We start from the raw sequence: 25,723 nt of genomic DNA on the forward strand, positions 1-25,723 counted from the left end.
TTTTCATGACAGTACTTCTCGATAGGCAAATAGCCCCTGACTTCCACCCGTGTGCAAGAACAGAATATTTTTATTTGCTGATAAAACACCCGTGCGGCATTTATCAATAAGTCCTGCCATCCCTTTACCTGTATACACGGGATCAAGCAGTATACCTTCTAGCTGAGCACACATTTGCACTGCCTCTATTGTTGCAGGCGTAGTAATACCGTAACCCTCACCATAATAACCTCCATCGGCTACAACACGTCCATTAGCTAGCTCAGGGTCGAGCCCCATATGCTGGAGCGTCTTTGCCAACAACGTATGGACCAACTCTTGCTGCGCTTGTGTATCACGGCTTACCGCAATACCTAGCACGGGAATACCAGCACCCGCCGCGATGAGGCCCGCTAACAACCCTGCTTGCGTTCCAGCACTACCCGATGCGAGAACGATTTGGTCCACGCTAATACCTTGCTCTACTATTTGCGCCAACATCTCATTTGCGCAGCGAACATAGCCAAGACTACCTACTTCATTAGAGCCACCTACCGGTATAAGGTAAGGCTTTTTCCCAGCGTCAATCAATGTAGCCATTAATTGATCGGCAAATGCAACGCTATCCACCCCTTCAGCTACCGCGTGAATAGTTGCGCCAAACAGTTTATCCAACAAGATATTTCCGTTGTTATAGTAATCTTGCTTTGGCGTCCCTTCTACATCTTCAAGCACCAATTCACAGGCAAAACCAAACTTTGCAGCGGCAGCGGCAGTCTGGCGGGCATGGTTAGATTGCAATCCGCCAATAGTGACCAAGGTATCAGCGCCAGCTTCATGCGCAGCAGCCAGTAAATACTCCAGCTTACGCGTTTTGTTACCGCCACCCGCCAACCCTGTGCAATCATCTCGCTTAATAAACAAGTTACAATCTAAGGCTTGCGACAACCGAGGCATGGCTTCAAGTGGTGTTGGACCATGGCTAATAACCATGCGAGGAAAGGAATCAAAATCGATCATGAACAGCACACTCCTAGAACACCCAGTAGGTGAGTATTCCTTCGATATAATTATTTAACTATGTGGGTAGAAACATCGAAATAGCGTACATCCTTGTACGAAGACTTGAACAAAAATACCGATAAAGCTAAGACTTTACGTACTTTAGCAACTCGTATTAGTGCCCTAAAATTTGACTTAGGAACAATTGTGTACGCTCATTTTGCGGGTTATCAAAGAACTCGTGAGGTGTATTTTCTTCAATAATGCTGCCTTCATCCATAAAAATAACTCGATCAGCTACTTGCTTAGCAAACCCCATTTCATGCGTTACACAAATCATAGTGGTGCCTTCTTCAGCTAGCTCCACCATTACATCCAATACTTCCTTGATCATTTCTGGATCGAGCGCAGACGTTGGCTCATCAAACAACATCACTCGCGGGTTGGAACACAGTGCTCGAGCAATAGCCACTCGCTGTTGTTGCCCGCCTGATAGTTGTCCTGGAAACTTGTTTGCCTGCTGAGGAATTTTAACTCGCTCAAGATAACTCATCGCCATATCTTCAGCGTCTTTCCTAGGCATTTTATTTACTAGACGCGGCGCTAACGTCAAGTTGTCTAGGATTGTCATATGCGGGAATAAATTAAAGTGCTGAAACACCATCGCGACTTCTTTGCGTACAGCTTCCAAATTTTTCACATTGTCATCCAGCAAAATACCATCGATCAATATTTCACCAGCCTGGTATTTTTCCAGACGATTCATACAACGAATCATAGTTGACTTGCCCGAGCCAGAAGGCCCGCAAATAATGATTTTTTCGCCTTTTTTAACGTGTAAATTAATATCTTTCAATACATGAAAGTCGCCATACCATTTATTCAAATTATTTACATGAATCAGCATATCATCAGCAGATGTTTGGCCATTTGAACTCATAAATTATACCTATACTCAATTCTGTGGTGTTATCAAACAGAGGCGCTATTAATGCTGCTCGCCTTTACGCAATTCTGTTTCAAGGTTATTCGCATATGAAGCCATCGAATAGCAAAAGACAAAATAAATCGCCGCCACAAAGATATACACTTCAATGTAGAAGGCTCGCCATACAGGGTCTGTAATCGCTACTTTTGCCGTGGCCAGTAAATCAAATAAACCAATGATTAAAACCAATGAGGTGTCTTTAAACATTGAAATAAAGCTATTTACCGTCGGTGGAATGACAATACGTAATGCTTGTGGCATCACCACAACGCGCATCGTTTGCCAGTACGTCAACCCCATCGCGGCGGCGGCTTCGTACTGCCCTTTAGGCACAGCCTGCAAACCACCTCGAAAGACCTCAGCAAGGTACGCCGATGTAAATAAAATGATACCTATTTGCGCTCTGAGCAGTTTATCGATAGTAACGCCTTCGGGTAAGAATAACGGGAACATCACCGAAGCCATGAACAACACACTTATCAGCGGAACTCCACGCACCAACTCAATAAAAGCAACACACCAAACACGAATTAAAGGGAGCTCAGAACGGCGCCCTAAGGCGAGTAAAATACCCAGAGGAAAAGCAGCAACGGTACCAACAACAGATAGCATTAGCGTTAACGGCAGGCCACCCCATTGTGTATTTTCTACGTAGCTTAAACCCAGCACACCACCCCACATCAAGACACCTAAACCAATCAAACTGGCGACCCATAGCGGAATTAACCACAGCTTCCAGAACGATCGGTGTAAACTGCAAACAATCAAACCAACAAACCACACCATCGCAATTAACGGCCGCAACTGCTCATCGGCAGGATATGTACCAAAAATTATAAAACGGTACTTTTCTGAAATAATCCCCCAGCACGCGCCATCAGACGCCGCTTTACAAGCGGAAGCATCCGCAGCAAATACTGCATTTAAAATACCCCAATCCACCACACCGACTAAAAACTTAACAATAAAATAGATACAGATGATAGATATCACCGTATTCAGCTTATTACTGAACAAGTTTTCCTTCATCCAATTGACGATTCCACCCTGACTTGGCGGCTTTATAGCTACATTACTCATATCTATCGCTCCACCAGTGCCATCTTCTTGTTATACCAATTCATGAATAAAGAAATAGCGAGACTAAGCCCGAGATATACACCCATGAAGATTGAGATTGCTTCGATCGCCTGCCCTGTTTGATTCATTGTGGTATTCGACAATGACACCAAATCAGGATAACCCACAGCTACCGCCAAAGAGCTGTTTTTGGTTAAGTTGAGATATTGACTGGTTAGTGGAGGAATCATGACTCGTGATGCTTGAGGTAATACAACATGCACCAGCGTTTGACTTGGTTTTAAACCTAAATCCGTAGAGGCCTCTTCTTGACCTTTTGGCACCGACTGTAAGCCACTTCGAACGATGTCGGCGATATAGGTTGATGTATATAAAGATAAACCAATCAGCAAAGACAAGAACTCGGGAGATAGCTTAGCACCGCCTTTAAAGTTAAAACCTTTAAGTACAGGCGTGCTCATTTCGGTAGGAGCACCACAAACAATATAGGTGATAAAAACACTGACTATGACTAATGCCAATCCTGCCCATGCATACGGAAACGACTGGCCCGTTCTGTCTTGACGCGCTAATGCCCAGCGACGTAATAACCACACGCCTGCCAATGCAATAACAAACACAACCCCCATCCAAAAGTAGGCAGGGTGATCAGCAGGAACTGGGAATAACACACCACGGTTACTCAAAAAAACATCTGGCAAAACTTCCAAAGCTCGCTTAGGGCTAGGAAAGCCATTGTTAATCAATGTGTACCAAAAAATAAGTTGCAATAATACGGGGATGTTACGAAACAGGTTGATATATACCGCAGCGATACGACTCAATATCCAGTTCTTGGACATCCGCGAAACGCCCACTACAAAGCCGATCAATGACGCAAATATGATGCCTAATAAGGAGACTTTCATGGTATTAAGCAAGCCAACCATGAGGGCCCGGCCATAACTATCAGCAGGCGTGAACTCAATCATATGCTCGCTGATACCGAAGGAGGACTCTAACGATAAAAAGCTATAGCCCGTAGCTATACCTTGATTAGCTAAGTTTTCGAAGGTGTTTGAAATAAGATACCAAGCAATAAATGCAATACCCCCAGTGACGAGTATCTGAGCAAAAACACCTCGCGCCTTCTCACTGTAGATTAAACTGGATAGCTTTTTACGGCTCTTTACTGGTTCGGACATTAGCCTGCCTCTTTAATTATTATCTGAGCATATTTATTTTCATCACCGCTATATGAACACATAACGGCATGCTTACCCAATAAAGCACATTAACTATTAACGCGTATTGATAATAAGCAAAAGGGGTTAATCCATATGCATCAATCTTAGAAACCCCTTAAAAAAAGCCCCGATAATCGGGGCTCAAGTCAAACTGTCTTAACGAATAGGTGCTGGATACATCAAGCCACCATCAGTCCACAACGCATTCAATCCACGTTCAAGACCCAATTTAGCTTTAACATTACGGTCAAAGCTTTCACCGTAGTTCCCCACTTGTTTAATGATGTTATATGCCCAGTCATCACTAACACCTAGTGCTTTACCCATGTCACCTGTTGTACCTAACAAGCGTTGAATACCTGGGTCTTTACTATCTTTTTTGAAAGTATCAACGTTAGCTGATGTAATACCTTTCTCTTCTGCTTCAAGCATTGCAATATGAGTCCAGCGTACGATATCTGCAAACTCCTCATCACCATGACGAACCGCTGGGCCTAAAGGTTCTTTAGAAATAATTTCAGGCAAAACCATAAAATCATCAGGATTTGGTGCTGTTTGACGGTAAGAGGCTAAGCCTGACGCATCCGTTGTATAAACATCACAACGACCAGAGAAGAATGTTTGTACCGCTTCTACAGCGTTTTCGATAACCACTGGCTCAAAAGACATGCCCTGTGCACGGAAGTAATCTGCAAGGTTTAGTTCTGTTGTCGTACCGGGCTCGATACACACAGTTGCACCATCTAATTCGGTAGCGCTAGTAATACCAGATGCTTTTGCAACCATGAAACCTTGGCCGTCGTAGTAGTTAACACCGGCAAAGTTAAGGCCAACCTTAGTATCTCGTGACAGTGTCCAGGTTGTATTACGCGCTAGCAAGTCAACTTCTTTAGACTGCAAAGCAGTAAAGCGCTGAGCGGCAGTCAACGGTGTAAAGCGCGCTTTTGAAGCATCACCTAAAATAGCAGCCGCTACTGCATGACAAAGATCTATGTCTAAGCCTTCCCACTTACCTTCAGAAGTTGGGGCTGAAAAACCAGCCAACGCAGTATTGGCACCACATTGTACGTAACCTTTTGCCTTGATCGAATCGACAGTTTCACCTGCCATAGCAAAAGTACTCAAAGCTGCTGTTGCTGCGATAGTACCGCCAACGATCAGTTTCAATGATTTCATATATTGCTCTCTTCTTTGTTTTTATTAAATAAGTGTTCAAGTACAACTTATCACTAAATAAGTAGCACGAAAACAAAATAACCTTTGAATCTAAAGGATTTTTTTAACTTCGGTAAAAAATCTCAACTATATATCTGGTCAACAACCTAAATTATCCAATTTATTGACTTTATGTTACAACACGAATCGAATATCGAAAGTTCTGGTCTCATTTTCTTAACCCAATCCTAATTCTGTTTTTACTCAATGAAATAAAATTGTAAACGCTATGAAGAGGGACAATGTGCCTAATTCAACAGTAAAAATCTAATTTGTGGAAAATACTTCCCTTTTTATGAAAATATTGACACGTTATGTCATTTTTATAAGCTAATTCAGAACATAGTAGTTTTGGCTACTAAGCCACCCATTGTGTGATACCTACTAATAAATATAAGCGACAGCAATGCGCTGTTAAATTAACTCACCTTAGTTACTAATGTACTCTAACGGTAACTGAGTTGTTTGCTTCATTGTTTCCATAACAAAGCTGGAACTCACATCAAATAAATCTGCTTTTATAAAGCTTTTATAGAGTCGGTCATAACCTGGCATATCCGTCACCACTGCTTTTATTAGGTAGTCCAAGTCTCCACTCATTCGATACACCTCTAGCACCAAGGGGATTTCTTCTATTACTTTCTTAAACTGCTCAGCCCACTGATCATTATGCTGGTTGGTGCGAATAGATATGTAAACAGTGAGAGGCAGATTAACCTGCTCTTGATTTAGTAAAGTCACACGGGCGCAAATAACATTATCTTGTTCAAGCTTCTGGATTCTTCGCCAGCAAGCAGATTTAGAAATCCCCACTCGCTCCGCAACATCTCCTATTGAAAGAGAAGCATCCCGTTGCAGAAGCTCCAAAATCGCTCGGTCTTGTTTATCCAGCTTTGCCTTAATCATGCAACACCCACTCAATAAAAATAATACATAATCCTTATATTAATTCATTTAGTGAAATTTTATTCCTATATTTATAATAATAACGAAACTTAAAACCAACAATAGCTATTCTTGTAATTCAATTAGAGACATTGTTTATCAATAGTTAGCCTAAAATTACACCTCAAGCATACTAGGCACAGAAATATGAACACACTGATAGATAAAATTCGAGCGTCTGTTATTGGTGAAAATAACATCATAAATACCTCCTTCGGCCAGCAACCACTTGTTTACGCCGACTACACAGCCTCAGGTCGCTCCTTGGGGTTTATCGAAGATTATATCCGTCAGCAGGTTCTACCGTTCTATGCTAACACTCATACGGAGACTTCCTATACAGGAGCTCAAACCAGTACTTTTCGAGAAGAGGCCCGTCAAGAAATCCGTAGCGCTATTAATGCAAGAGAAGAAGATCAAGTGATTTTTTGTGGCTCGGGGGCTACCGCCGCCATAAATAAGCTAATCGACATGATGAATATTCGCCTTCCGTATGACTTAGATAACCGCTACAAGCTGCAGCAACATATACCCGAAGATGAGCGCCCTGTTGTCTTTATTGGTCCCTATGAGCACCACTCCAACGAGCTACCCTGGCGTGAAAGCATCGCAGAGTTAGTTGTTATTCCATTAACTCATGATGGCCTCTTGGACTTAGTTGCACTTGAAGCCCAGTTAAAAAGATACAGTAACAGGCCCATGAAAATTGGCAGCTTTTCTGCTGCCTCCAATGTAACCGGGCTGAAAACTGATATCGAAGCTGTTGCACAATTACTGCACAGATACGATGCACTCTCTTTTTGGGACTATGCAGCGGCAGCGCCCTACGTAGGCATAGACATGAGAGATAGCAAAAACACGTTAAGCAACAGCAGCAAAGATGCGGTATTCATTTCGCCTCACAAGTTTATTGGAGGCCCTGGAACACCAGGAATTCTGGTTGTGAACCAACGAGTCATCAACAATCTAGTACCCGCTGTTCCCGGTGGTGGCACTGTTCTCTATGTTACCCCAGAAGATCACCGGTATATAACCAACATTGAGCGTCGTGAAGAAGGCGGTACACCAGCAATAATTGAGTCTATTCGGGCAGGGTTAGTATTTAAGTTACAACAAGCCGTTGGCACACAAGAGATTGAAAGACGGGAGGCATTGTTCGTAAAGCACGCTCTAACGCGTTGGTCGACCTATGACAATATAGAGATCCTTGGCAACCTGAATGCTCCCCGGTTATCGATTATATCTTTGCGAATAAAACACAATGATAAAGACCTACACTACGGATTTGTAGTTGCCTTGCTCAATGACCTTTTCGGTATTCAAGCTCGCGGAGGCTGCTCTTGTGCAGGCCCTTACGGTCACAGCTTACTCGGTATGGATATGGCCTATAGCAAGGCTCTCGAGGAACAACTCCTTGAGGGTCAGATGATTTTGAGACCGGGCTGGGTTCGCCTAAATTTCAATTATTTTATTAGTGAAGAAAGCTTTAATTACATTGTTCGCGCAATAGAGCTAATAGCGCAGTACGGCTGCAAGCTTTTGCCGTTTTACAACTTTGATCAGTCAAGTGGTGTATGGCGATACCAGGATATAAAAAGCACTCAACACTCTAGCCTAGCTGCTTTAGATTTTAATTATATTAACGATAACCTAAATCATACTACCGGCCTCCCTTCTGATATGGACTTGTCAGATTACATGAGCATAGCCGAACAAGAGATTCGCAAAAACAATAGAGAAGGCTTGCAGTACGAACTGACTCTTCCTGAAGCCGCCGAGAAATTACGCTGGTTTGCGTTACCACAAGAAGCTCGCGTACTGGAATAAAAAGTCGGATGCCTCCCTTTTATCACACTTACTTTACTGTAATACACGAGAATGAATATGACCTCAAAGACAGCTCAGTTTTCCACTAAGGTGATACATGCAGGCGAGCAAACAGACCCTGCATACAATGCTATTATTACACCCATTGTTACGGCTAGCTCCTTTGTAAAACCCAACATAGATGCATCCGCTCAATTTAGTTATAGCCGCGGCGAAAACCCTACACGACATGCATTAGAAACCTGTTTAGCATCATTGGAGGGCGGAGTTGGAGCGGTAGCTTGTGCCTCAGGGATGGCCGCCACAGCAACAGTAATGGAACTATTGCCTAAAGACGCTCACGTGATTGTTACTGATAGTGTATATGGCGGTACATTTCGTTTATTAGAAGATTGTCGTTCTAAAACATCCGGCTTTACAACCACTTACGTTGACCTTAACGATAGAAAAGCCGTAGAAGCGAGTATTCAAGATAACACTGCATTAATCTGGATAGAAACACCCACTAACCCACTCTTGAAGTTGGTTGATCTAGAAGCAATTGCAAAAATCGCACACAAATATAATATCCTGAGCTGTGTAGATAACACTTTCTCATCACCGTGGAACCAACAACCACTTCTGCACGGTATTGATTTAGTCATGCACTCAACCAGCAAATATATCGGAGGTCATTCCGACTTAATTGGTGGCGCTGTAGTTGCTTCTAATGAAGAATTGTTTACACAATTGAAATTTGTATCAATGGCGGTGGGCGCCATTCAAGGCCCGTTCGATAGCTACCTAGCATTGCGTGGATTAAAAACACTTGATCTACGAATGCAGCGCCAAAGTGATAACGCACTTGTCATTGCATGCCATCTTGAGAAGCATAAAAGCATTGAAGCCGTTTTCTATCCAGGTTTGAAAAGCCACCCTCAACATAACTTGTGCCGCCGCCAAATGGTAAGTGGAGGTGCTGTAATAGCAATTCGTTTGTTAGGCGGTCTAGAAGAAACGAAAAGATTTATAGCACGTTTACATTACTTTGTTTTGGCTGACTCTTTGGGAGGTGTCGAAAGCATGATAAACCATTCGTTCTCAATGTCTCATGGGGGAATGCCGGCAAAAGACAAAGAGGCAGCGGGTATTACAGAAAACTTATTACGTTTATCTGTCGGCGCTGAATCTGTTGAGGACTTATTAAATGAGCTCGACTATGCACTTGAGGTAATAACTTAACACTAACGAGGTTGTCGGTTGTTCTTAAAATACTTCTCTTACATCAACTTTCCATATCGAAAGTGATGTAAGAGCATACTTAAAATTTATTCCACTGTTACTGATTTAGCCAAATTACGAGGCTGATCAACGTCGGTACCTTTCAGAACAGCCACATGATAAGACAGCAGCTGCAATGGGATCGTATAAACAATCGGTTCAAGTATTTCAGGCATATCAGGCATACCTAATACGTGAATGCCTTCACCCGGTTGCACTTTTTGTGTACAACCAGCAAAAACAAACAACTCACCCCCACGTGCACTGACTTCCTGTAAGTTAGCTTTGAGCTTATCCAACATGTCATTGCGTGGAGCTACCGTAACAACCGGCATGTCTTTATCAACTAACGCTAATGGACCATGTTTCAGCTCTCCTGCTGGATAAGCTTCTGCGTGTATATAAGAGATCTCTTTAAGCTTTAAAGCACCTTCCATTGCTACTGGATACAGCGTTCCTCGCCCTAAAAACAAAGAGTGTTGCTTCTCCGCAAAGGCTTGCGACATTAACTCAATATCACTATCCATTTGCAGTGATTCTTCAATTAATCCTGGCAATAGCATTATTGATTCAACTATTTGGCGCTCGACCACTTCTGTTATTTTAAAACGTCGACCAATAACAAGCGTCGTTAACAACAAGCATACTAATTGAGTAGTAAATGCTTTAGTTGAAGCCACACCAATCTCAGGTCCTGCATTTGTCATTAAGCACAGGTCAGATTCGCGAACCAGCGAACTTCCCGGAACATTACAGATTGTTAGACTCGCTAAGATTTGATCTTTAACGTCACGTAATGCAGCGAGTGTATCTGCGGTCTCTCCTGATTGGGAGATAGATATAAATAACGTTCCTTCCTGAATAACAACGGGCCTATATCGATACTCACTTGCCACTTCAACATGACATGGAATACCTGCCAAGCCTTCCATCCAATACTTAGCAATCAAACCCGCGTGGTAACTAGTACCACACGCTATTATTTGGATTTGCTTAACTTGATCAAAGACAGCTGAAGCCTGCTCACCAAATGCTCTCTCATTAACTAAAGCACCTTGGATTCGATCCTGAAAAGCAGCCAAAGTAACCGTTGGCTGCTCATAGATCTCTTTCATCATGTAATGCTTGAACTTACCCTTTTCAGTCGCTGAAGTGGCATGCTCATATTGAGTGATTTCTCGCTCAACAATATCACCCTTGATATTCCAAACAGTAATATCATCTCTTGTTAGGTGTGCAATATCACCCTCTTCTAAGAACATGAAACGATCGGTAACAGGTAATAGTGCTAATTGATCTGATGCTATAAAGTTTTCACCAATACCTACGCCAATAACTAACGGGCTACCTTGTCTTGCCGCTATCAATTCACCGGGCTTATCTTTATGGATGACACCTAAGGCAAAAGCACCATCTAAAGAAGCAACGGCATCTTTAACAGCCGATAAATGATCAGCACCACCTTTAATAGCCCTGTCTAATAAATGAGCAATTACTTCTGTGTCAGTTTCAGAGCTAAAGCGATATCCTGAAATCATTAATTCAGATTTCAGTTCTTCAAAGTTTTCAATAATACCGTTATGAACGACAGCTAATGACGTGCCTGACATATGCGGGTGAGCATTATCTTCAGTAGGCTTTCCATGTGTTGCCCAGCGTGTGTGTGCTATCCCAGCAGAACCGGTTAATGGTTGCCCATCAAGAGCATCAGCTAATGCCTGCACTTTTCCTGCACGGCGTAACCGGTGGATTAAGTCACCATCCCAGACAGCCATACCCGCAGAGTCATATCCCCTGTACTCCAGACGACGCAGACCTTCTAATAATATCCCTGATACTGAACGCTCAGCTGTAGCTCCAACAATACCGCACATACTTGCTTCTCCTTAGCCTTTCTTTACTGGGCGTTGCCAGTTAGACAAATTAGTTTGTTTGCCACGTGCTACCGCAAGCTGGTTTTCTGTCACTTCTTTAGTAATGATAGAACCCGCACCTACTGTCGCCCCCGATCCAACTTTAATGGGCGCAACTAAGGCAGTATTTGAGCCTATAAATACTTGGTCACCAATTTCAGTCAACGATTTATTCACACCATCATAGTTACAGGTGATTGTGCCTGCGCCAATATTAGTGTTTTTACCGATAACCGCATCACCCACATAACTAAGATGATTAATTTTAGATCCTTCGCCGACTATCGCTTTTTTAATCTCTACAAAATTCCCCACTTTAGCACCCGCAGCAAGCTGTGTGCCCGGACGAATTCGAGCAAAAGGTCCTACGTCGCAATTAGCCGCAATAGTAGAGTCTTCAATAACACTATTAGCACGGATATGCGTATTATCGCCAATCGTTGCATTTTTAATGATGCAATTAGGTTCAATCAAGACGCCGTGGCCCAACACTACATCACCTTCAAAGACCACGTTGACATCAATAATGACATCACCAGCAACCGATACATTCCCTCTCACATCAACACGTGATGGATCAGCTAGCGTTGCCCCATTCAACATGAGCGTTTCAGCTTGTTGTAGTTGGTGCCAACGCTCTAGTTCAGCCAATTGAACGCGATTGTTAACCCCTTGCACTTCCTGCTCACAGGCAGGATGTTGTGTTTCTATAGAAACATCTTGCTCTGAGGCCATAGCAATAATATCGGTCAGATAATATTCGCCCTGAGCATTATTAGAAGAAAGCTTTGGTAACCATTCAAGCAATAGCTTAGTTGGAACAGCCATGATGCCAGTATTAACTTCCGTTACTTTAAGCTGCTCTTGAGATGCATCTTTCTGCTCAACAATGGCAATAACTTTATTAGCATCATTACGTATGATCCGACCATAACCCGCTGGATTTTGTAAATGTACCGTCAATAAGCCCAAATGTCCTTTAGTCGCACTATTAACCAACTGCTGCATCGTTTCAGAGCGTGTTAGCGGAACATCACCATAAAGAATCAGAGTAATGCCTTCAGGATCAACATTAGGCAATGCTTGTGCAACTGCATGCCCTGTTCCCAACTGCTCCTTTTGTAGAGAGAACGTTAGTTGCTCACCATCAAGAGCGGTTTCTAATAATTCTGCACCGTGCCCGATCACTACATGAAGCTTGGCTTGTTCAATGTTGCGAGCCTGATCCAATACATGCTTGACCATCGGCTTTCCAGCGACGGCATGTAGCACTTTTGGCAGAGAAGATTTCATGCGGCTTCCCTGGCCCGCTGCAAGGATTACAATATCCGTTGTCATTACCCGATCCTATAGCATCTTATGATGTGTTATTGGCATAATTTATTTACTGTGCGCTAATCTATATTATAGTTAAATATATACAATACTTTTTGTCTGGAAAATTTTGACAAATGCAGCATTCAATTCTAGAAAGACTCGGCTTTGATCAGCGAGAAATAACAATATACAGAGCCTTATTATCTCTAGGACCCAGTCCTATTAGGAGTATTGCTGATAAAGCGGGTATTAATCGTGGCACAACATATGATTGCCTAAAAGGCCTTCTTCAGAAAGGTATTGTCAGTTATTTACCAAAAGGAAAACGTCGCCTATTCTCTCCTCGCAACCCTGAAGTACTCTTACAGCTAGCTGAACAAAGACAACATGAGATAGAAAATACCATTCAGCAACTAAAAACATCGATCATTCCAGAGCTAAACCATCTAAAACCAGACTTTTCAGCTGCTAATGTTCAGTTCTATGAAGGTGATGATGGGATTGAGTTTGTTCTGAGAGATATTTTAAGCAGTGTTTCTAAAAGTAATGAACGGCATTATTCTGTTTTCTCATCAAAGCCAATACGGTCTCATCTCTATAGACCCTTCCCAAATTACACTGCTCAACGGATTCAAAAGCAGATTGGGGTTCGAGTTATTGCTATTGGTGATGGCGGCGAAGATGCTGAACTTTCAGAGAGAAAATGGATTAAAACAGAGGGTCATGTAGATGCCGCTTATATTGCAATTTATCCACCCAAGTGTGCAATTATTTCTTTAGCATCCAATAATTATCCAACGGCAGTGCTTATTGACTCAAAAGAGGTGTCTGCCGCTCAGAAGATAATATTTGATACATTATGGGCTGTGTTGTAATAATTAGAAGTACAGATACAAAAAAGGCAGCCTAGGCTGCCTTTTTATTCGATTGTAACTCAACGACGTCAGTCTTATTTACCGAGCTTTTTGCGAATTTGCTGTAGTGTGCGGAGTTGAGCCGCAGCTTCAGCCAGTTGAGTAGCAGCGCGACCATATTCGAATTCGCTTTGCTTATCACCCATCGCTTGTTCAGCATGCTTCTGCGCTTCAAGAGCTGCCGCCTCGTCCAGATCACCTGCATGCATTGCAGTATCTGCCAAAACGATAATCTTGTTAGGCTGAACTTCTAGGAAGCCGCCAGATACGTAGAAGATATCCTGTTCGCCGCCCTGCTTACGCATTTCGACAGGGCCTGGTTTCAGTTCCGTCAGAAGCGGAGCGTGACCTGGGTAGATACCCAGATCACCCAGGCTACCTGTTACTGATACGAATTCGATTAGACCAGAGAAGATCTCTTCTTCAGCACTTACGATATCGCAATGAACAGTCATAGCCATGTTGTTTTCCTTCTAAAGGTTTACCAAAAGCAATTACATGCTTTTGGCTTTCTCAACAGCTTCTTCAATGCCACCAACCATGTAGAACGCTTGCTCTGGTAGTGAATCATATTCACCTTCCAAAATTCCTTTAAAGCCACGAATAGTGTCTTTCAAAGATACGTACTTACCTGGAGAACCAGTGAATACTTCTGCAACAAAGAACGGCTGAGACAAGAAACGCTGAATCTTACGAGCACGTGTTACAACCTGCTTATCTTCTTCAGACAACTCATCCATACCTAGGATAGCAATAATGTCTTTCAGCTCTTTATAGCGCTGAAGAACACCCTGCACATTACGAGCAATGTCATAATGCTCCTGACCGATTACCAAAGGATCTAGCTGACGAGAAGAAGAATCCAATGGATCGATTGCTGGATAAATACCTAGCTCTGCAATCTGACGAGACAATACAACTGTCGCATCAAGATGTGAGAAGGTAGTTGCAGGAGATGGATCCGTCAAATCATCCGCTGGTACATATACCGCCTGGATAGACGTGATAGAACCCGTATGAGTTGATGTAATACGTTCCTGAAGAACACCCATCTCTTCTGCCAGCGTAGGCTGGTAACCTACCGCTGAAGGCATACGACCTAGCAGAGCTGATACTTCAGTTCCTGCTAGTGTGTAACGGTAAATGTTGTCAACAAACAACAGTACGTCACGACCTTCATCACGGAATTTCTCAGCCATAGTAAGCCCAGTCAGCGCTACACGCAGACGGTTTCCTGGAGGCTCATTCATCTGACCATAAACCAGAGATACTTTGTCCAATACATTGGACTCTTTCATCTCGTAGTAAAAGTCGTTCCCTTCACGAGTTCGCTCACCAACACCTGCAAATACTGAGAAACCTGAGTGCTCAATAGCGATGTTACGGATAAGCTCCATCATGTTTACGGTTTTACCTACACCGGCACCACCGAACAGACCAACTTTACCACCTTTGGCGAATGGGCATACCAAATCGATAACCTTAATGCCTGTTTCTAGCAGCTCATTAGAAGCCGCTTGGTCAGCATAAGTAGGTGCCTTACGGTGAATAGGCATACGCTCTTCTTCACCGATAGGTCCACAATCATCAATTGGATTACCTAGTACATCCATGATGCGTCCCAATGTTGCTGTTCCTACAGGAACAGAAACTGGAGCACCAGTATTCTCTACATCTAAGCCACGACTAGTACCTTCAGTCTGACCCATCGCGATCGCACGTACTACACCGTCACCCAGCTGTTGCTGAACTTCAAGTGTCAGACCATTCTTTGAAACGGTCAGCGCGTCGTAAATTTTAGGGACAGCATCACGTGGAAATTCCACATCGACTACCGCGCCTATAATCTGAACAATTTGTCCGCTACTCATGTTCGGATCCTCTTAAATTTTAACCCGTTCACCGCATTAAACAGCCGCAGCACCACTAACAATTTCAGAAATTTCCTGAGTAATTGCCGCTTGACGAGCCTTGTTATAAATCATTTGAAGTTCGTCAATCAAATCGCCGGCGTTGTCAGTTGCACTTTTCATTGCCAGCATTCGCGCCGCCTGTTCACAGGCGTTATTCTCAACTACTGCCTGATACACTTCGGACTCAACATAACGCATAAGAAGGCCATTCAGCAGTTCTTTAGCATCAGGTTCATAAATATAGTCCCAGTGATGATTCAGCAGCGCCTCATCGTCTTCTGCTTTCAGTGGAAGCACTTGTTCAACCTGCGGGTTCTGCGTCATTGTGTTAACAAACGTGTTAGCCACAACGTACAGACGATCCAGCTTGCCCTCAGAATAAGAGTCCAGCATAACCTTCACAGCACCGATCAGATCCGTTACTTCTGGTTGATCACCCAAATGGGTTTTTGCTGCTACTACATTACCGCCGTAGGTCTTAAAAAATGAGACTGCTTTAGATCCCAACGCACAAACGTCAATTTCAACGCCTTTGTCATTGAACTCTTTCATGCTTAACATGGCTTTCTTGAACGCGTTAACGTTAAGGCCACCACAAAGTCCACGGTCAGTTGCTACAACAATATAACCAACACGTTTAACTTCGCGTTCTTGCATGTAAAGATGCTTGTATTCAGGATTTGATTTAGACAAATGCTGAATAACACCACGGATACTGCGAGCGTACGGGCGGGAAGAATGCATGCGATCTTGAGCTTTGCGCATTTTTGACGCAGCAACCATTTCCATGGCGCTGGTAATCTTGCGCGTGCTACCGATACTCGCTATTTGCGTCTTAATCTCTTTTCCGACTGCCATAGTTCCGCCTATAAAACCTTAACTTAGTAAAGGCCTGCATAAATCTGCAGGCCACCACTCAATGAGTGCTTACCAAGTCTGAGTTGACTTGAACTTATCAATACCTGCTTTGAACTGTGCAGCGATTTCATCGCTGAAGCCACCGCTCTTGTTGATATCATTCATCAAGTCAGCATTTTCGCTGTTAAAGAATGAGATCAGAGCAGCTTCAAAACTACCGATTTTGTTAATTTCAACGTCTTTCAGGAAACCTTCGTTTGCTGCAAATAGGCTAAGACCCATTTCTGCAACAGACATTGGTGAGTACTGTTTCTGCTTCATTAGCTCAGTAACAGCCTGACCATGCTCCAATTGTGCACGTGTTGCATCGTCAAGATCTGATGCGAACTGCGCGAACGCAGCCAATTCACGATACTGAGCAAGTGCCAAACGTACACCACCACCCAACTTCTTGATGATCTTAGTCTGTGCTGCACCACCTACACGGGATACAGACAAACCAGCGTTGATCGCTGGACGTACACCTGCGTTAAACAGGCTACTTTCCAAGAAGATCTGACCATCAGTAATGGAAATAACGTTGGTTGGTACGAAAGCAGAAACGTCACCGCCCTGAGTTTCGATTACCGGTAGAGCTGTCAAAGATCCAGTCTGACCTTTCACTTCACCATTCGTGAATTTTTCTACGTAATCAGCGTTTACACGAGCAGCACGCTCAAGTAGACGAGAATGCAAATAGAAAACATCACCAGGATAAGCTTCACGACCAGGTGGACGGCGTAACAACAGGGATATCTGACGGTATGCCCATGCCTGTTTAGTCAGGTCATCGTATACAATCAAAGCATCTTCGCCGCGGTCACGGAAATATTCACCCATAGAGCAACCAGCATAAGGAGCTAGAAACTGCATAGATGCAGGGTCAGCAGCACCGGCAGCCACGACAATGGTATGATCCATTGCACCGTGCTCTTCCAGCTTGCGCACTACGTTAGAGATAGTAGATTGCTTCTGACCAATGGCAACGTAGATACACGTTACACCAGTACCTTTCTGGTTGATGATCGCATCAATCGCGATAGCTGTTTTACCGATTTGACGGTCACCGATAATCAACTCACGCTGACCACGGCCTACAGGTACCATCGCATCAATTGCTTTTAAACCTGTTTGTACAGGTTGGTCAACTGATTGACGATCAATTACACCTGGCGCTACTTTTTCAACAGCGTCAGACAATTTAGCCTCAATAGGGCCTTTTCCGTCGATTGGGTTACCAAGCGCGTCAACAACGCGACCTCGTAGTTCCGGTCCGACCGGTACTTCAAGGATACGGCCAGTACAACGAGCAGTCATGCCCTCGACTAGTCCTTGGTAATCTCCTAATACTACTGCACCGACAGAGTCACGCTCAAGGTTGAGCGCCATACCGTAAACGCCGCCAGGGAATTCGATCATTTCCCCGTACATTACGTCAGCTAGGCCGTGGATCAAAATGATACCATCGGATACGCTGACGATAGTGCCCTCATTTCGGGCTTCAGAAGACACATCCAGCTTTTCGATGCGCTTCTTGAGAATCTCGCTGATCTCAGATGGATTCAGTTGCTGCATGGTTATTCCTCATACTCAGGAATTAAGTGCTTCAGCTAGTTTCGCCAAACGGGCGCGAACTGAGCCGTCGATTACCAGGTCTTGTGTCCGTACTACAACACCACCCAAGATAGTTTTATCTACGGTTGATGTTAGTGTTACGTCCCGACCCAGCTTAGCGCTGAGTGCCTGAGTTAATTTCTGTTGCTGTTGCTCATCCAGTTCATAAGCAGTTGTCAAATCGATATCGACTGACTTCAGCAAATTTGCTTTGAGCTGCTCGAACTGCGCATTAACTTCTTGGAGCAAACCAAGGCGCTGATTTCCAGCTAGTAACCGTATGAAATTCTCACCTGCTTCATCCAGGTGGTCTTTACATACCGATACCATAGCGCCTGCTTTTTGCTCACTCGTTAGCGCAGGATTGCCCAACACATTAGCCATCACGCTATCATTAGCTACTACAGCAGCTGTTGTTAGCATTGTTGACCACTGCTCTAAATTGCCCTTTTCTTGAGCGAATTCAAATGCAGCTTTTGTGTAAGGACGAGCGACTGTATTGAGTTCAGCCATCGTAAACCTCGCTTAAAGCTCCGCTGCTAGTTTATCAACCAGCTGAGCGTGGGCTGCTTTGTCGACCGACTTCTCAAGAATCTTTTCAGCTCCGGCAACTGCTAATGCAGCAACCTGTGAGCGAAGCGTTTCTTTCGCACGGTTAACATCCTGTTCGATTTCTGCCTGAGCAGCGTGTTTGATGCGTTCTGCTTCAACACGAGCTTGCTCTTTAGCTTCATCGACTAGTTGACTAGCCCGCTTATTAGCCTGTTCGATGATGGCGGCTGCTTGCTCTTTGCTTTCACGCATATTCGCAACAGCTTTTTCTTGTGCCAATTGCAAATCGCGCTGAGCGCGTTCAGCAGCGTCCAGACCTTCAGCAATCTTTTTCTTACGTTCTGCTAGGGCACCTGTAATTGGTGGCCATACATACTTCATGCAGAACATAACAAAGATAGCGAATGCGATGGCCTGACCAATGATGGTTAGATTGATATTCACGCCATTACCTCTCGCGGTTGTTCTAAAAAGTAGTTACCCATATTACTGGGAATGGTTTGCATCTCTACTTATTAGCCAGCAACAGCGAACAGTACGTATAGACCCAGACCTACACCGATCATCGGAACGGCGTCAACAAGACCCATTACGATAAAGAACTGTGTACGTAAAAGTGGAATCAGTTCAGGCTGACGAGCAGCACCTTCAAGGAATTTACCACCAAGAATACCGATACCAACTGCAGCACCTACGGACCCAAGACCCAACATCAGTGCACCAGCGATATATAGCAAAGCCATTTCCATCAGTTTTTCTCCGATTAATTTGCTAAGTTAAAGTTAAAGTTAAGGTTAAAATTTTAAAACAAAATCTTTTTATTCAGCGACTACAATTTAATGCTCTTCATGCGCCATGGCCATATAGACTATTGTCAATACCATGAAGATGAATGCCTGCAATGTAATAACTAGAATGTGGAAAATCGCCCACGGTACAGAAAGAACCCACTGTATCCAGAACGGCAGTAAAGCGATCAAGATAAAGATCATCTCACCTGCATACATGTTACCGAACAGTCGCAATGCCAATGATATTGGTTTTGCGAGTAAGCCAACGATTTCCAAAAATAGGTTAAACGGAAGCATCCATTTACCTAGTGGCTGGAAAGCCAATTCGCCTAAGAAACCACCAAGACCTTTCATTTTGATGCTGTAATAAAGAATCAAACCAAACACACTCAATGCCATACCCATAGTTGCATTGATGTCTGTAGTAGGAACCACTTTCATGTAACCGATACCCATTTGACTAGCAATATACGGGATCCAATCAACAGGAACGAGGTCCATTGTATTCATCAGGAAAATCCAGACAAATATGGTCAATGCCAAAGGTGCAATAAGCGCATTTTTATGATGAAAAATGCTATTGACGTTCTCTTCAACAAATTCAATAAGTGTTTCTACAAAGTTTTGTGTATTACCTGGAACACCTGCCGTAACGGTTTTAGCAACTTTGCTAAACAGCCAGCAAAATAACACACCCAGACCGATAGACCACAACATAGTATCAACATTAATCGCCCAGAATCCCATCTCAGCCGCTTCAGCCGCACCGTGAGCAAAGCCCCATCCATTTTCTGGATGGCTGCCAAACGTCAAGTTGGTCAAATGGTGGGATATATATTCTGAGGATGTTTGAGTTCCACTTCCGCTAGCCATACTCAGTTCTCTCGTTTCTTAAAGTTTTAGGAATCGGTGATTTGCCTTCATCTGCAGGTACCAACCGGATACCTGTAGCAATATGAAAGCGAAAAATAAGGAAAATGGGCTCAAAGGACGAACCATGATAAAGACAGCTGAAAAACCTACTATCGATATCGCCATTTTCCATATTTGACCGATATACATTTCTGCCAGAGCCCGATTTGGCGAGCTTTTCTGACCACCGAACAGGATACGTTTTGCAAAATAGGCATTGGGTAGCAAATAAAGCAGCCCTCCCAGTAGTACTGAGTAGGCTTGTGTCACTCCATAAATCAATGTAATGACGGCCATTACTGCTATCAAAAGAGCTTGTATCAGAAATATCCTGATAACTCTGTGTCGTGTTGCCTGAGTATGCTTTCCTGGCTTCAGGTTCATATCCAAGTTCCACTCACGATGAGTCCCTTTTGCACTATTTTGGAAATCTGTTTCCAATCAGCGTGCCGATTATATGGGGTTAGCCCGAGAGACTCAACCTGATAGTAAGGGTTTTGCACTAATGTCTTATCGCAGATCATACTTAAGTCCTTAAAACATCAACCTTGTAGCGTTTTTACTCTGCAAAATTTTTAAGAATATTTTTTAATGCATCAGGCGAGTCGTATGCAATCGTGATTTTTCCTTTACCTTTGTTGCTTTGATTTATCGATACTTTTGCCGCAAAGCGACGTGATAAATCACTTGATATCTGCTCAAGCTGAGGATCTGGTTTTTTTACTTCCCGTATAGGCTTAACAATATCACCAGCTTGCCACTTTCTAACAAGCTCTTCTGTTTGCCTAACTGAAAGCGCTTTGCCTACAACTTCTTGAGCGGCTAATATCTGTTGCTCTAGGTCTAAGCCAAGCAGAGCTCGCGCATGCCCCATCTCTATGTCGCCATATTCCAACATTTTTCGGACATCATCAGTCAACTTCATCAAGCGTAGTAAATTGGCTACGCTCGAGCGCGACTTTCCAACCGCATCAGCAACTTCTTGCTGTGTTAGTTCAAATTCATCTTGTAAGCGTTGCAGTGCTATCGCTTCTTCCATTGGGTTTAAATCTTCACGCTGGATATTTTCTATCAGCGCCATTGCAATAGCAGCTTCGTCAGGCACATTTTTTACAATAACAGGTATCTCATCCAGCCCTGCCATTTGTGAAGCTCTCCAACGGCGTTCACCAGCTATAATTTCATAAAAGTCATCTTCAACCAAACGAATGATTATTGGTTGCATCACACCCTGTACGCGAATAGAACTAGCCAAGTCTTCTAATGCAGAAGGCTCCAAGTCACGGCGAGGTTGATAACGGCCACGCTGAATTTTGTGAACAGACATGAGCTCATAGCCACTATGCGGAGCATTTACTGTTTGTTCTATAGATGCTTCATCTTCGGTATTAATACCCGCTAATAACGCATCCAATCCGCGACCTAAACCTCTTTTTTTAACCATTACTATGCTTCCTGTTGATCGGCTTTCAGAGAATTTTTCAATTCTTGCTTTGTTTTTCTTATCAACTCCCCTGCTAAAGCAAGGTAAGCTACCGATCCACGCGAATTTTTATCGTAGAACAAAACCGGTAAACCATGAGATGGCGCTTCAGCCAACCGAACATTACGTGGAATGACTGTGCGATAAACCTTATCACCAAAATAATCTACTAAATGATTAGAAACATCTTTGGTCAGACTCATTCTTGGATCAAACATAGTACGCAAAATCCCTTCAATTCTTAAATTAGGGTTTAGACGCTGGTTTATTTTATCAATAGTGCCAATTAGCGAACTGATACCTTCAAGGGCATAGTATTCACATTGCATGGGTATGATGACGCCTGACGATGCAGCAAGAGCATTAACTGTCAGTAAGTTTAGAGATGGCGGATTATCGATTAGCACAAAATCATAATTTTCTATGATAGGCGCTAGTGCTGTTTTTAAACGAAACTCTCTTCTGGGCAATTGTAATAATTCAACTTCAGCAGCGGTTAGATCCCCGTTTGAACCAATAACATCGTAACCCACCTTCGGGTTTTTAATAATGGCATCGGCAGCTGTAGACTTTCCTGTCAGCAACTCATAGGCAGAGTGCTGCAAATCATGCTTATCAACGCCACTACCCATAGTAGCGTTGCCTTGAGGGTCAAGGTCAACCATCAACACACGTTTTTTAGTTGCAGCAAGGGACGCAGAAAGATTAACGCATGTTGTCGTCTTCCCCACACCGCCCTTCTGATTAGTTATTGTCAGGATCTTAGCCACAGTTACCCTCTCCCAAGCACCATTAAGTGTCGTGCGCCATGTGTACCTGATACATTCAATGAATGACTGGCTTTTAACTCAATATCGGCAGGCAGCTGAGTTAACTCTTCAGTAGGGTACAAGCCTTTCATGGCAAGAAACACTCCATCTTGGCGGCACAATTGATGTGTCCATTTGATCATATCCGCTATAGAAGCAAAGGCGCGCGATACTACCTCATTGTAGGGTTCATCATCGCATTGCTCTGCACGGCCATTAATAACGGTTAGGTTACTCAAACCCAGTTCAACTTTAACCTGATTTTGGAACCGTGTTTTTTTACCATTACTATCTAGTGTAGTCACATCTAAATCTGGGCAACAAATAGCCAGTGGAATTCCTGGTAATCCAGGTCCACTTCCCACATCGATAATTCGAGGCCCTTTTACAAATGGCAACAAACTTAAACTATCGAGTAAGTGTCGAGTAACCATTTCAGCGGGGTCTTTTACGGCAGTGAGATTATAAGCTTTATTCCACTTCTCTAATAACTGTAAATAAGCCATTAGCTTATCTACTTGTTCATCCGATAACGAAAGCTTCATTTCTTGCGATTGTCGTACCAATGAAGCACGTAATTCTGTCAAATCCATTAACCCGTGGCCTTTTGTTGCTTCTTAATCATCTGTTGCTTTTTAATATTAACCAACAGTAACGAAATTGCCGCAGGCGTCATCCCTTGAATCCGAGATGCGTGCGCAATACTGACAGGTCGCTGCTCTTGTAGCTTGCTTTTTAACTCATTTGAAAGACCACCCACCACCTCATAATCAAAATTATCAGGTAGAGGGGTATTTTCTTGTAATTTAACACGCTCTATATCTTCAATTTGACGGTTGATATAACCCTCGTATTTAAACTGTATTTCCACTTGCTCCGCAACCAACGGATCAGTCACTGCCTGCCCTTTTAATTCAGCAACATCCGCATATTTCAGTTCGGGACGGCGAATGAGATCTGCTAAATTGTATTCACGTTGCATTACAGAAGAGAGTTTATCTTTAATTTTCTCCGCCGCTTCAGTGCCCGGCTGTATCCATGTGCTGCTTAAGCGTTGCTTTTCTATATCAATAGCTTCACGTTTCTTACAAAAAGCAGCCCAGCGCTCATCACCGACTAAACCAAGCTCGCGGCCTTTTTCCGTTAAGCGAAGATCAGCATTATCTTCTCTTAAGATGAGTCGGTATTCCGCACGACTAGTAAACATCCGATAAGGTTCGGATGTTCCCATTGTGATGAGGTCATCCACTAGCACTCCAATATATGCCTCATCTCGACGTGGATACCATTGATCTTGATCTAAAGCACTTGCCGCAGCATTTAGCCCTGCAAGTAAACCTTGAGCCGCAGCTTCTTCATAACCTGTCGTACCATTAATCTGACCGGCAAAATAAAGCCCCTGAATAAATTTCGTCTCTAATGTGTGTTTCAAATCCTGTGGATTGAAGAAGTCATACTCAATTGCATAACCAGGCCTGAGTATATGAGCGTTTTCAAAACCACGAATAGAACGAACAGCGGCTAACTGGACATCAAATGGTAAGCTGGTTGATATTCCATTCGGATATAGTTCGTGAGTCGTTAGCCCTTCAGGTTCAACAAAAATCTGGTGTTGATTCTTATCAGCAAAACGCATGATTTTATCTTCAATTGAAGGGCAGTAGCGTGGTCCAGCACCTTCAATAACGCCAGTATATAAAGGAGATCTATCTAATGCGGCGCGAAGAATATCATGAGTATGTTCATTAGTATGTGTAATAAAACAACTGATCTGTTCAGGATGGTCTGCTTGAGAACCCATAAACGACATTACCGGCCTTGGTGTATCACCTGGTTGGGCCTGCATAACTGAGAAATCTACGCTACGAGCGTCTATGCGCGGTGGCGTACCCGTTTTTAAGCGTTCGACACGAAATGGAAGTTCTCGTAAGCGCTTAGCTAACGCGATTGATGGAGGATCGCCTGCTCTACCTCCTGAGAAATTCTCCATTCCTATATGGATTAATCCGCCTAAAAAAGTTCCTGCTGTTAGCACTACTGATTTCGCATTAAAACGAATGCCTGTTTGAGTGACGACGCCTTTAACTTCGTCTTGCTCAACAATTAAATCATCTGCTGATTGTTGGAATATTTGTAGATTAGGTTGATTTTCAAGAATGTTACGTATGGCAGCTTTGTAAAGAACTCTATCTGCTTGAGCTCGTGTAGCACGTACCGCAGGCCCTTTACGAGAATTCAAAACTCGAAATTGAATACCTCCTTTGTCAGTTGCACGAGCCATTGCTCCATCCAGAGCATCAATTTCTTTTACAAGATGGCTTTTCCCAATACCACCAATTGCTGGATTACATGACATCTGACCAAGCGTTTCGATGTTATGTGTTAGCAATAGTGTTTTAGCGCCTTTACGAGCAGAAGCTAATGCAGCTTCTGTTCCCGCATGTCCTCCGCCAATAATAATGACATCAAATTGATCAGGATAGTCCAATGCTTTTACCTCGATATAAAGCAGGTTACTTATCTATTTACAACGAAACAGATTTGATAGGACGAGCATTATACAGTCTTAATTGATCGAAGGAATGTCTAAAAATTGATCAACTTTATTCTTTATTTGTTTTCTTCTAAATAAATATTAAAGGTATATGAATATATATATAAGATTATTGTTGTTGTTATTATTAAGGAGCTACTTATCTGTTCTTAAGCCTATATTTATCAGCAAAAACAAAGAGATAGACGGGTTGAAACAGGGTCTTGAAACTGTCAGATACCTCTGCTGTACAAGTACATAAGGTGTGCATAAAAGGGCAAGTTATGCACAGGTAAAACTACCCCCAACTTGATCACCTAGATATCCCCTGTTTTACACAGACGTTACTAACAACAAGAATAAAAGTGTTTAACTAATGAATAACCTAAAACCTTGCTGTGGATAAACCTGTGTAAAGTGTTAATAACTTTACTTGGGGATAATCCATCTGGAAATAGAAAAGAAGCTCTTGTTATTTTATCAACAGTGGATAAGTCTTTGGTAATTGTAATTATTCTTTTTTAATCAATGTGTTATATCTGTATATAATTAT

At 43.1% G+C, this 25,723-nt stretch carries 24 protein-coding genes; 3 read left to right on the forward strand and 21 right to left on the reverse strand.

Features of this window, described 5'->3' with window-relative positions:
• Positions 1-3: 3 nt before the first annotated feature.
• From QZZ55_RS08610 to QZZ55_RS08635, 6 genes are all read right to left on the reverse strand, one after another.
• Complete coding sequence (locus tag QZZ55_RS08610; protein WP_293266914.1) at positions 4-999, reverse strand: D-cysteine desulfhydrase; 996 nt, start codon at positions 997-999, stop codon at positions 4-6.
• Between the two features lie 157 nt (positions 1,000-1,156).
• Positions 1,157-1,921, reverse strand: a complete 765-nt coding sequence (locus QZZ55_RS08615; RefSeq protein WP_293266915.1) for an amino acid ABC transporter ATP-binding protein — start codon at positions 1,919-1,921, stop codon at positions 1,157-1,159.
• A 48-nt stretch (positions 1,922-1,969) separates the two neighbouring features.
• Positions 1,970-3,049 (reverse strand): amino acid ABC transporter permease, encoded by a 1,080-nt coding sequence (locus QZZ55_RS08620; RefSeq protein WP_293266916.1) that lies wholly within the window; start codon positions 3,047-3,049, stop codon positions 1,970-1,972.
• Positions 3,050-3,051: 2 nt separating this feature from the next.
• Positions 3,052-4,233: an amino acid ABC transporter permease gene (locus QZZ55_RS08625; RefSeq protein WP_293266917.1), complete on the reverse strand. Its 1,182-nt coding sequence runs from the start codon at positions 4,231-4,233 to the stop codon at positions 3,052-3,054.
• A 198-nt stretch (positions 4,234-4,431) separates the two neighbouring features.
• A complete protein-coding gene (locus tag QZZ55_RS08630; protein WP_293266918.1) occupies positions 4,432-5,451 on the reverse strand; it encodes an amino acid ABC transporter substrate-binding protein in 1,020 nt (339 codons plus the stop codon).
• Positions 5,452-5,919: 468 nt separating this feature from the next.
• A complete protein-coding gene (locus tag QZZ55_RS08635; protein ID WP_293266919.1) occupies positions 5,920-6,396 on the reverse strand; it encodes an Lrp/AsnC family transcriptional regulator in 477 nt (158 codons plus the stop codon).
• A gap of 186 nt (positions 6,397-6,582) precedes the next feature.
• Here QZZ55_RS08635 and QZZ55_RS08640 point away from each other — a divergent pair, with 186 nt between their 5' ends.
• Together QZZ55_RS08640 and QZZ55_RS08645 are read left to right on the forward strand one after the other, a co-directional pair.
• Positions 6,583-8,262, forward strand: a complete 1,680-nt coding sequence (locus QZZ55_RS08640) for an aminotransferase class V-fold PLP-dependent enzyme (RefSeq protein WP_293266920.1) — start codon at positions 6,583-6,585, stop codon at positions 8,260-8,262.
• Between the two features lie 57 nt (positions 8,263-8,319).
• Positions 8,320-9,483 carry an aminotransferase class I/II-fold pyridoxal phosphate-dependent enzyme gene (locus QZZ55_RS08645; RefSeq protein ID WP_293266921.1) on the forward strand — a complete coding sequence of 388 codons (1,164 nt, stop codon included), beginning with the start codon at positions 8,320-8,322 and terminating at the stop codon, positions 9,481-9,483.
• An 86-nt stretch (positions 9,484-9,569) separates the two neighbouring features.
• Here QZZ55_RS08645 and glmS read toward each other — a convergent pair whose 3' ends face one another.
• Together glmS and glmU are read right to left on the reverse strand one after the other, a co-directional pair.
• Positions 9,570-11,396 (reverse strand): glutamine--fructose-6-phosphate transaminase (isomerizing), encoded by a 1,827-nt coding sequence (gene glmS / locus QZZ55_RS08650; RefSeq protein WP_293266922.1) that lies wholly within the window; start codon positions 11,394-11,396, stop codon positions 9,570-9,572.
• A gap of 12 nt (positions 11,397-11,408) precedes the next feature.
• Positions 11,409-12,773, reverse strand: coding sequence for a bifunctional UDP-N-acetylglucosamine diphosphorylase/glucosamine-1-phosphate N-acetyltransferase GlmU (gene glmU / locus QZZ55_RS08655; RefSeq protein WP_293266923.1), 1,365 nt, complete (start codon positions 12,771-12,773; stop codon positions 11,409-11,411).
• A gap of 113 nt (positions 12,774-12,886) precedes the next feature.
• On the opposite strand from glmU, the gene QZZ55_RS08660 reads away from it, so the two are divergent.
• On the forward strand, positions 12,887-13,627 hold the full coding sequence (locus tag QZZ55_RS08660) for a helix-turn-helix domain-containing protein (protein ID WP_293266924.1): 741 nt from the start codon (positions 12,887-12,889) through the stop codon (positions 13,625-13,627).
• Positions 13,628-13,701: 74 nt separating this feature from the next.
• Here QZZ55_RS08660 and QZZ55_RS08665 read toward each other — a convergent pair whose 3' ends face one another.
• From QZZ55_RS08665 to mnmG, 13 genes are all read right to left on the reverse strand, one after another.
• Positions 13,702-14,127, reverse strand: a complete 426-nt coding sequence (locus tag QZZ55_RS08665; protein WP_293266925.1) for a F0F1 ATP synthase subunit epsilon — start codon at positions 14,125-14,127, stop codon at positions 13,702-13,704.
• Between the two features lie 33 nt (positions 14,128-14,160).
• The gene (atpD, locus tag QZZ55_RS08670; protein WP_293266926.1) at positions 14,161-15,537 is read right to left on the reverse strand and encodes a F0F1 ATP synthase subunit beta; all 1,377 of its coding nucleotides are present in this window, start codon (positions 15,535-15,537) and stop codon (positions 14,161-14,163) included.
• Between the two features lie 36 nt (positions 15,538-15,573).
• On the reverse strand, positions 15,574-16,437 hold the full coding sequence (gene atpG / locus QZZ55_RS08675) for a F0F1 ATP synthase subunit gamma (RefSeq protein WP_293266927.1): 864 nt from the start codon (positions 16,435-16,437) through the stop codon (positions 15,574-15,576).
• Between the two features lie 69 nt (positions 16,438-16,506).
• Positions 16,507-18,051 carry a F0F1 ATP synthase subunit alpha gene (atpA, locus tag QZZ55_RS08680; RefSeq protein ID WP_293266928.1) on the reverse strand — a complete coding sequence of 515 codons (1,545 nt, stop codon included), beginning with the start codon at positions 18,049-18,051 and terminating at the stop codon, positions 16,507-16,509.
• A 15-nt stretch (positions 18,052-18,066) separates the two neighbouring features.
• Complete coding sequence (locus QZZ55_RS08685) at positions 18,067-18,603, reverse strand: F0F1 ATP synthase subunit delta (RefSeq protein ID WP_293266929.1); 537 nt, start codon at positions 18,601-18,603, stop codon at positions 18,067-18,069.
• 12 nt (positions 18,604-18,615) lie between these two features.
• Positions 18,616-19,086: a F0F1 ATP synthase subunit B gene (locus QZZ55_RS08690; protein ID WP_293266930.1), complete on the reverse strand. Its 471-nt coding sequence runs from the start codon at positions 19,084-19,086 to the stop codon at positions 18,616-18,618.
• Between the two features lie 71 nt (positions 19,087-19,157).
• The gene (gene atpE, locus QZZ55_RS08695; protein WP_028468210.1) at positions 19,158-19,391 is read right to left on the reverse strand and encodes a F0F1 ATP synthase subunit C; all 234 of its coding nucleotides are present in this window, start codon (positions 19,389-19,391) and stop codon (positions 19,158-19,160) included.
• 87 nt (positions 19,392-19,478) lie between these two features.
• Positions 19,479-20,306: a F0F1 ATP synthase subunit A gene (gene atpB / locus QZZ55_RS08700; protein WP_293266931.1), complete on the reverse strand. Its 828-nt coding sequence runs from the start codon at positions 20,304-20,306 to the stop codon at positions 19,479-19,481.
• A gap of 18 nt (positions 20,307-20,324) precedes the next feature.
• Complete coding sequence (locus QZZ55_RS08705; protein WP_293266932.1) at positions 20,325-20,786, reverse strand: ATP synthase subunit I; 462 nt, start codon at positions 20,784-20,786, stop codon at positions 20,325-20,327.
• A 118-nt stretch (positions 20,787-20,904) separates the two neighbouring features.
• Complete coding sequence (locus QZZ55_RS08710) at positions 20,905-21,789, reverse strand: ParB/RepB/Spo0J family partition protein (RefSeq protein WP_293266933.1); 885 nt, start codon at positions 21,787-21,789, stop codon at positions 20,905-20,907.
• 2 nt (positions 21,790-21,791) lie between these two features.
• Positions 21,792-22,598, reverse strand: a complete 807-nt coding sequence (locus QZZ55_RS08715; RefSeq protein ID WP_293266934.1) for a ParA family protein — start codon at positions 22,596-22,598, stop codon at positions 21,792-21,794.
• Positions 22,599-22,600: 2 nt separating this feature from the next.
• Positions 22,601-23,230: a 16S rRNA (guanine(527)-N(7))-methyltransferase RsmG gene (gene rsmG, locus QZZ55_RS08720; protein WP_293266935.1), complete on the reverse strand. Its 630-nt coding sequence runs from the start codon at positions 23,228-23,230 to the stop codon at positions 22,601-22,603.
• A complete protein-coding gene (gene mnmG / locus QZZ55_RS08725) occupies positions 23,230-25,125 on the reverse strand; it encodes a tRNA uridine-5-carboxymethylaminomethyl(34) synthesis enzyme MnmG (RefSeq protein ID WP_293266936.1) in 1,896 nt (631 codons plus the stop codon). The genes rsmG and mnmG overlap by 1 nt, the downstream gene beginning before the upstream one ends.
• Between the last annotated feature and the right edge of the window lie 598 nt (positions 25,126-25,723).

Source organism: Neptunomonas sp. (genome assembly GCF_016744175.1).
In the GTDB taxonomy this organism is placed as follows: Bacteria; Pseudomonadota; Gammaproteobacteria; order Pseudomonadales; family Balneatricaceae; genus Neptunomonas.

What these genes read in the sequence shown, in the direction of transcription:
- atpE (WP_028468210.1), bottom strand. Translation starts at nt 19,391, where the DNA reads ATGGAAATGGCTTTGCTATATATCGCTGGTGCACTGATGTTGGGTCTT.
- atpB (WP_293266931.1), bottom strand. Translation starts at nt 20,306, where the DNA reads ATGGCTAGCGGAAGTGGAACTCAAACATCCTCAGAATATATATCCCAC.
- glmS (WP_293266922.1), bottom strand. Translation starts at nt 11,396, where the DNA reads ATGTGCGGTATTGTTGGAGCTACAGCTGAGCGTTCAGTATCAGGGATA.
- QZZ55_RS08710 (WP_293266933.1), bottom strand. Translation starts at nt 21,789, where the DNA reads ATGGTTAAAAAAAGAGGTTTAGGTCGCGGATTGGATGCGTTATTAGCG.
- QZZ55_RS08635 (WP_293266919.1), bottom strand. Translation starts at nt 6,396, where the DNA reads ATGATTAAGGCAAAGCTGGATAAACAAGACCGAGCGATTTTGGAGCTT.
- QZZ55_RS08685 (WP_293266929.1), bottom strand. Translation starts at nt 18,603, where the DNA reads ATGGCTGAACTCAATACAGTCGCTCGTCCTTACACAAAAGCTGCATTT.
- QZZ55_RS08640 (WP_293266920.1), top strand. Translation starts at nt 6,583, where the DNA reads ATGAACACACTGATAGATAAAATTCGAGCGTCTGTTATTGGTGAAAAT.
- QZZ55_RS08645 (WP_293266921.1), top strand. Translation starts at nt 8,320, where the DNA reads ATGACCTCAAAGACAGCTCAGTTTTCCACTAAGGTGATACATGCAGGC.
- atpD (WP_293266926.1), bottom strand. Translation starts at nt 15,537, where the DNA reads ATGAGTAGCGGACAAATTGTTCAGATTATAGGCGCGGTAGTCGATGTG.
- QZZ55_RS08615 (WP_293266915.1), bottom strand. Translation starts at nt 1,921, where the DNA reads ATGAGTTCAAATGGCCAAACATCTGCTGATGATATGCTGATTCATGTA.
- atpA (WP_293266928.1), bottom strand. Translation starts at nt 18,051, where the DNA reads ATGCAGCAACTGAATCCATCTGAGATCAGCGAGATTCTCAAGAAGCGC.
- QZZ55_RS08625 (WP_293266917.1), bottom strand. Translation starts at nt 4,233, where the DNA reads ATGTCCGAACCAGTAAAGAGCCGTAAAAAGCTATCCAGTTTAATCTAC.
- QZZ55_RS08610 (WP_293266914.1), bottom strand. Translation starts at nt 999, where the DNA reads ATGATCGATTTTGATTCCTTTCCTCGCATGGTTATTAGCCATGGTCCA.
- rsmG (WP_293266935.1), bottom strand. Translation starts at nt 23,230, where the DNA reads ATGGATTTGACAGAATTACGTGCTTCATTGGTACGACAATCGCAAGAA.
- QZZ55_RS08665 (WP_293266925.1), bottom strand. Translation starts at nt 14,127, where the DNA reads ATGGCTATGACTGTTCATTGCGATATCGTAAGTGCTGAAGAAGAGATC.
- glmU (WP_293266923.1), bottom strand. Translation starts at nt 12,773, where the DNA reads ATGACAACGGATATTGTAATCCTTGCAGCGGGCCAGGGAAGCCGCATG.
- QZZ55_RS08620 (WP_293266916.1), bottom strand. Translation starts at nt 3,049, where the DNA reads ATGAGTAATGTAGCTATAAAGCCGCCAAGTCAGGGTGGAATCGTCAAT.
- QZZ55_RS08660 (WP_293266924.1), top strand. Translation starts at nt 12,887, where the DNA reads ATGCAGCATTCAATTCTAGAAAGACTCGGCTTTGATCAGCGAGAAATA.
- atpG (WP_293266927.1), bottom strand. Translation starts at nt 16,437, where the DNA reads ATGGCAGTCGGAAAAGAGATTAAGACGCAAATAGCGAGTATCGGTAGC.
- QZZ55_RS08630 (WP_293266918.1), bottom strand. Translation starts at nt 5,451, where the DNA reads ATGAAATCATTGAAACTGATCGTTGGCGGTACTATCGCAGCAACAGCA.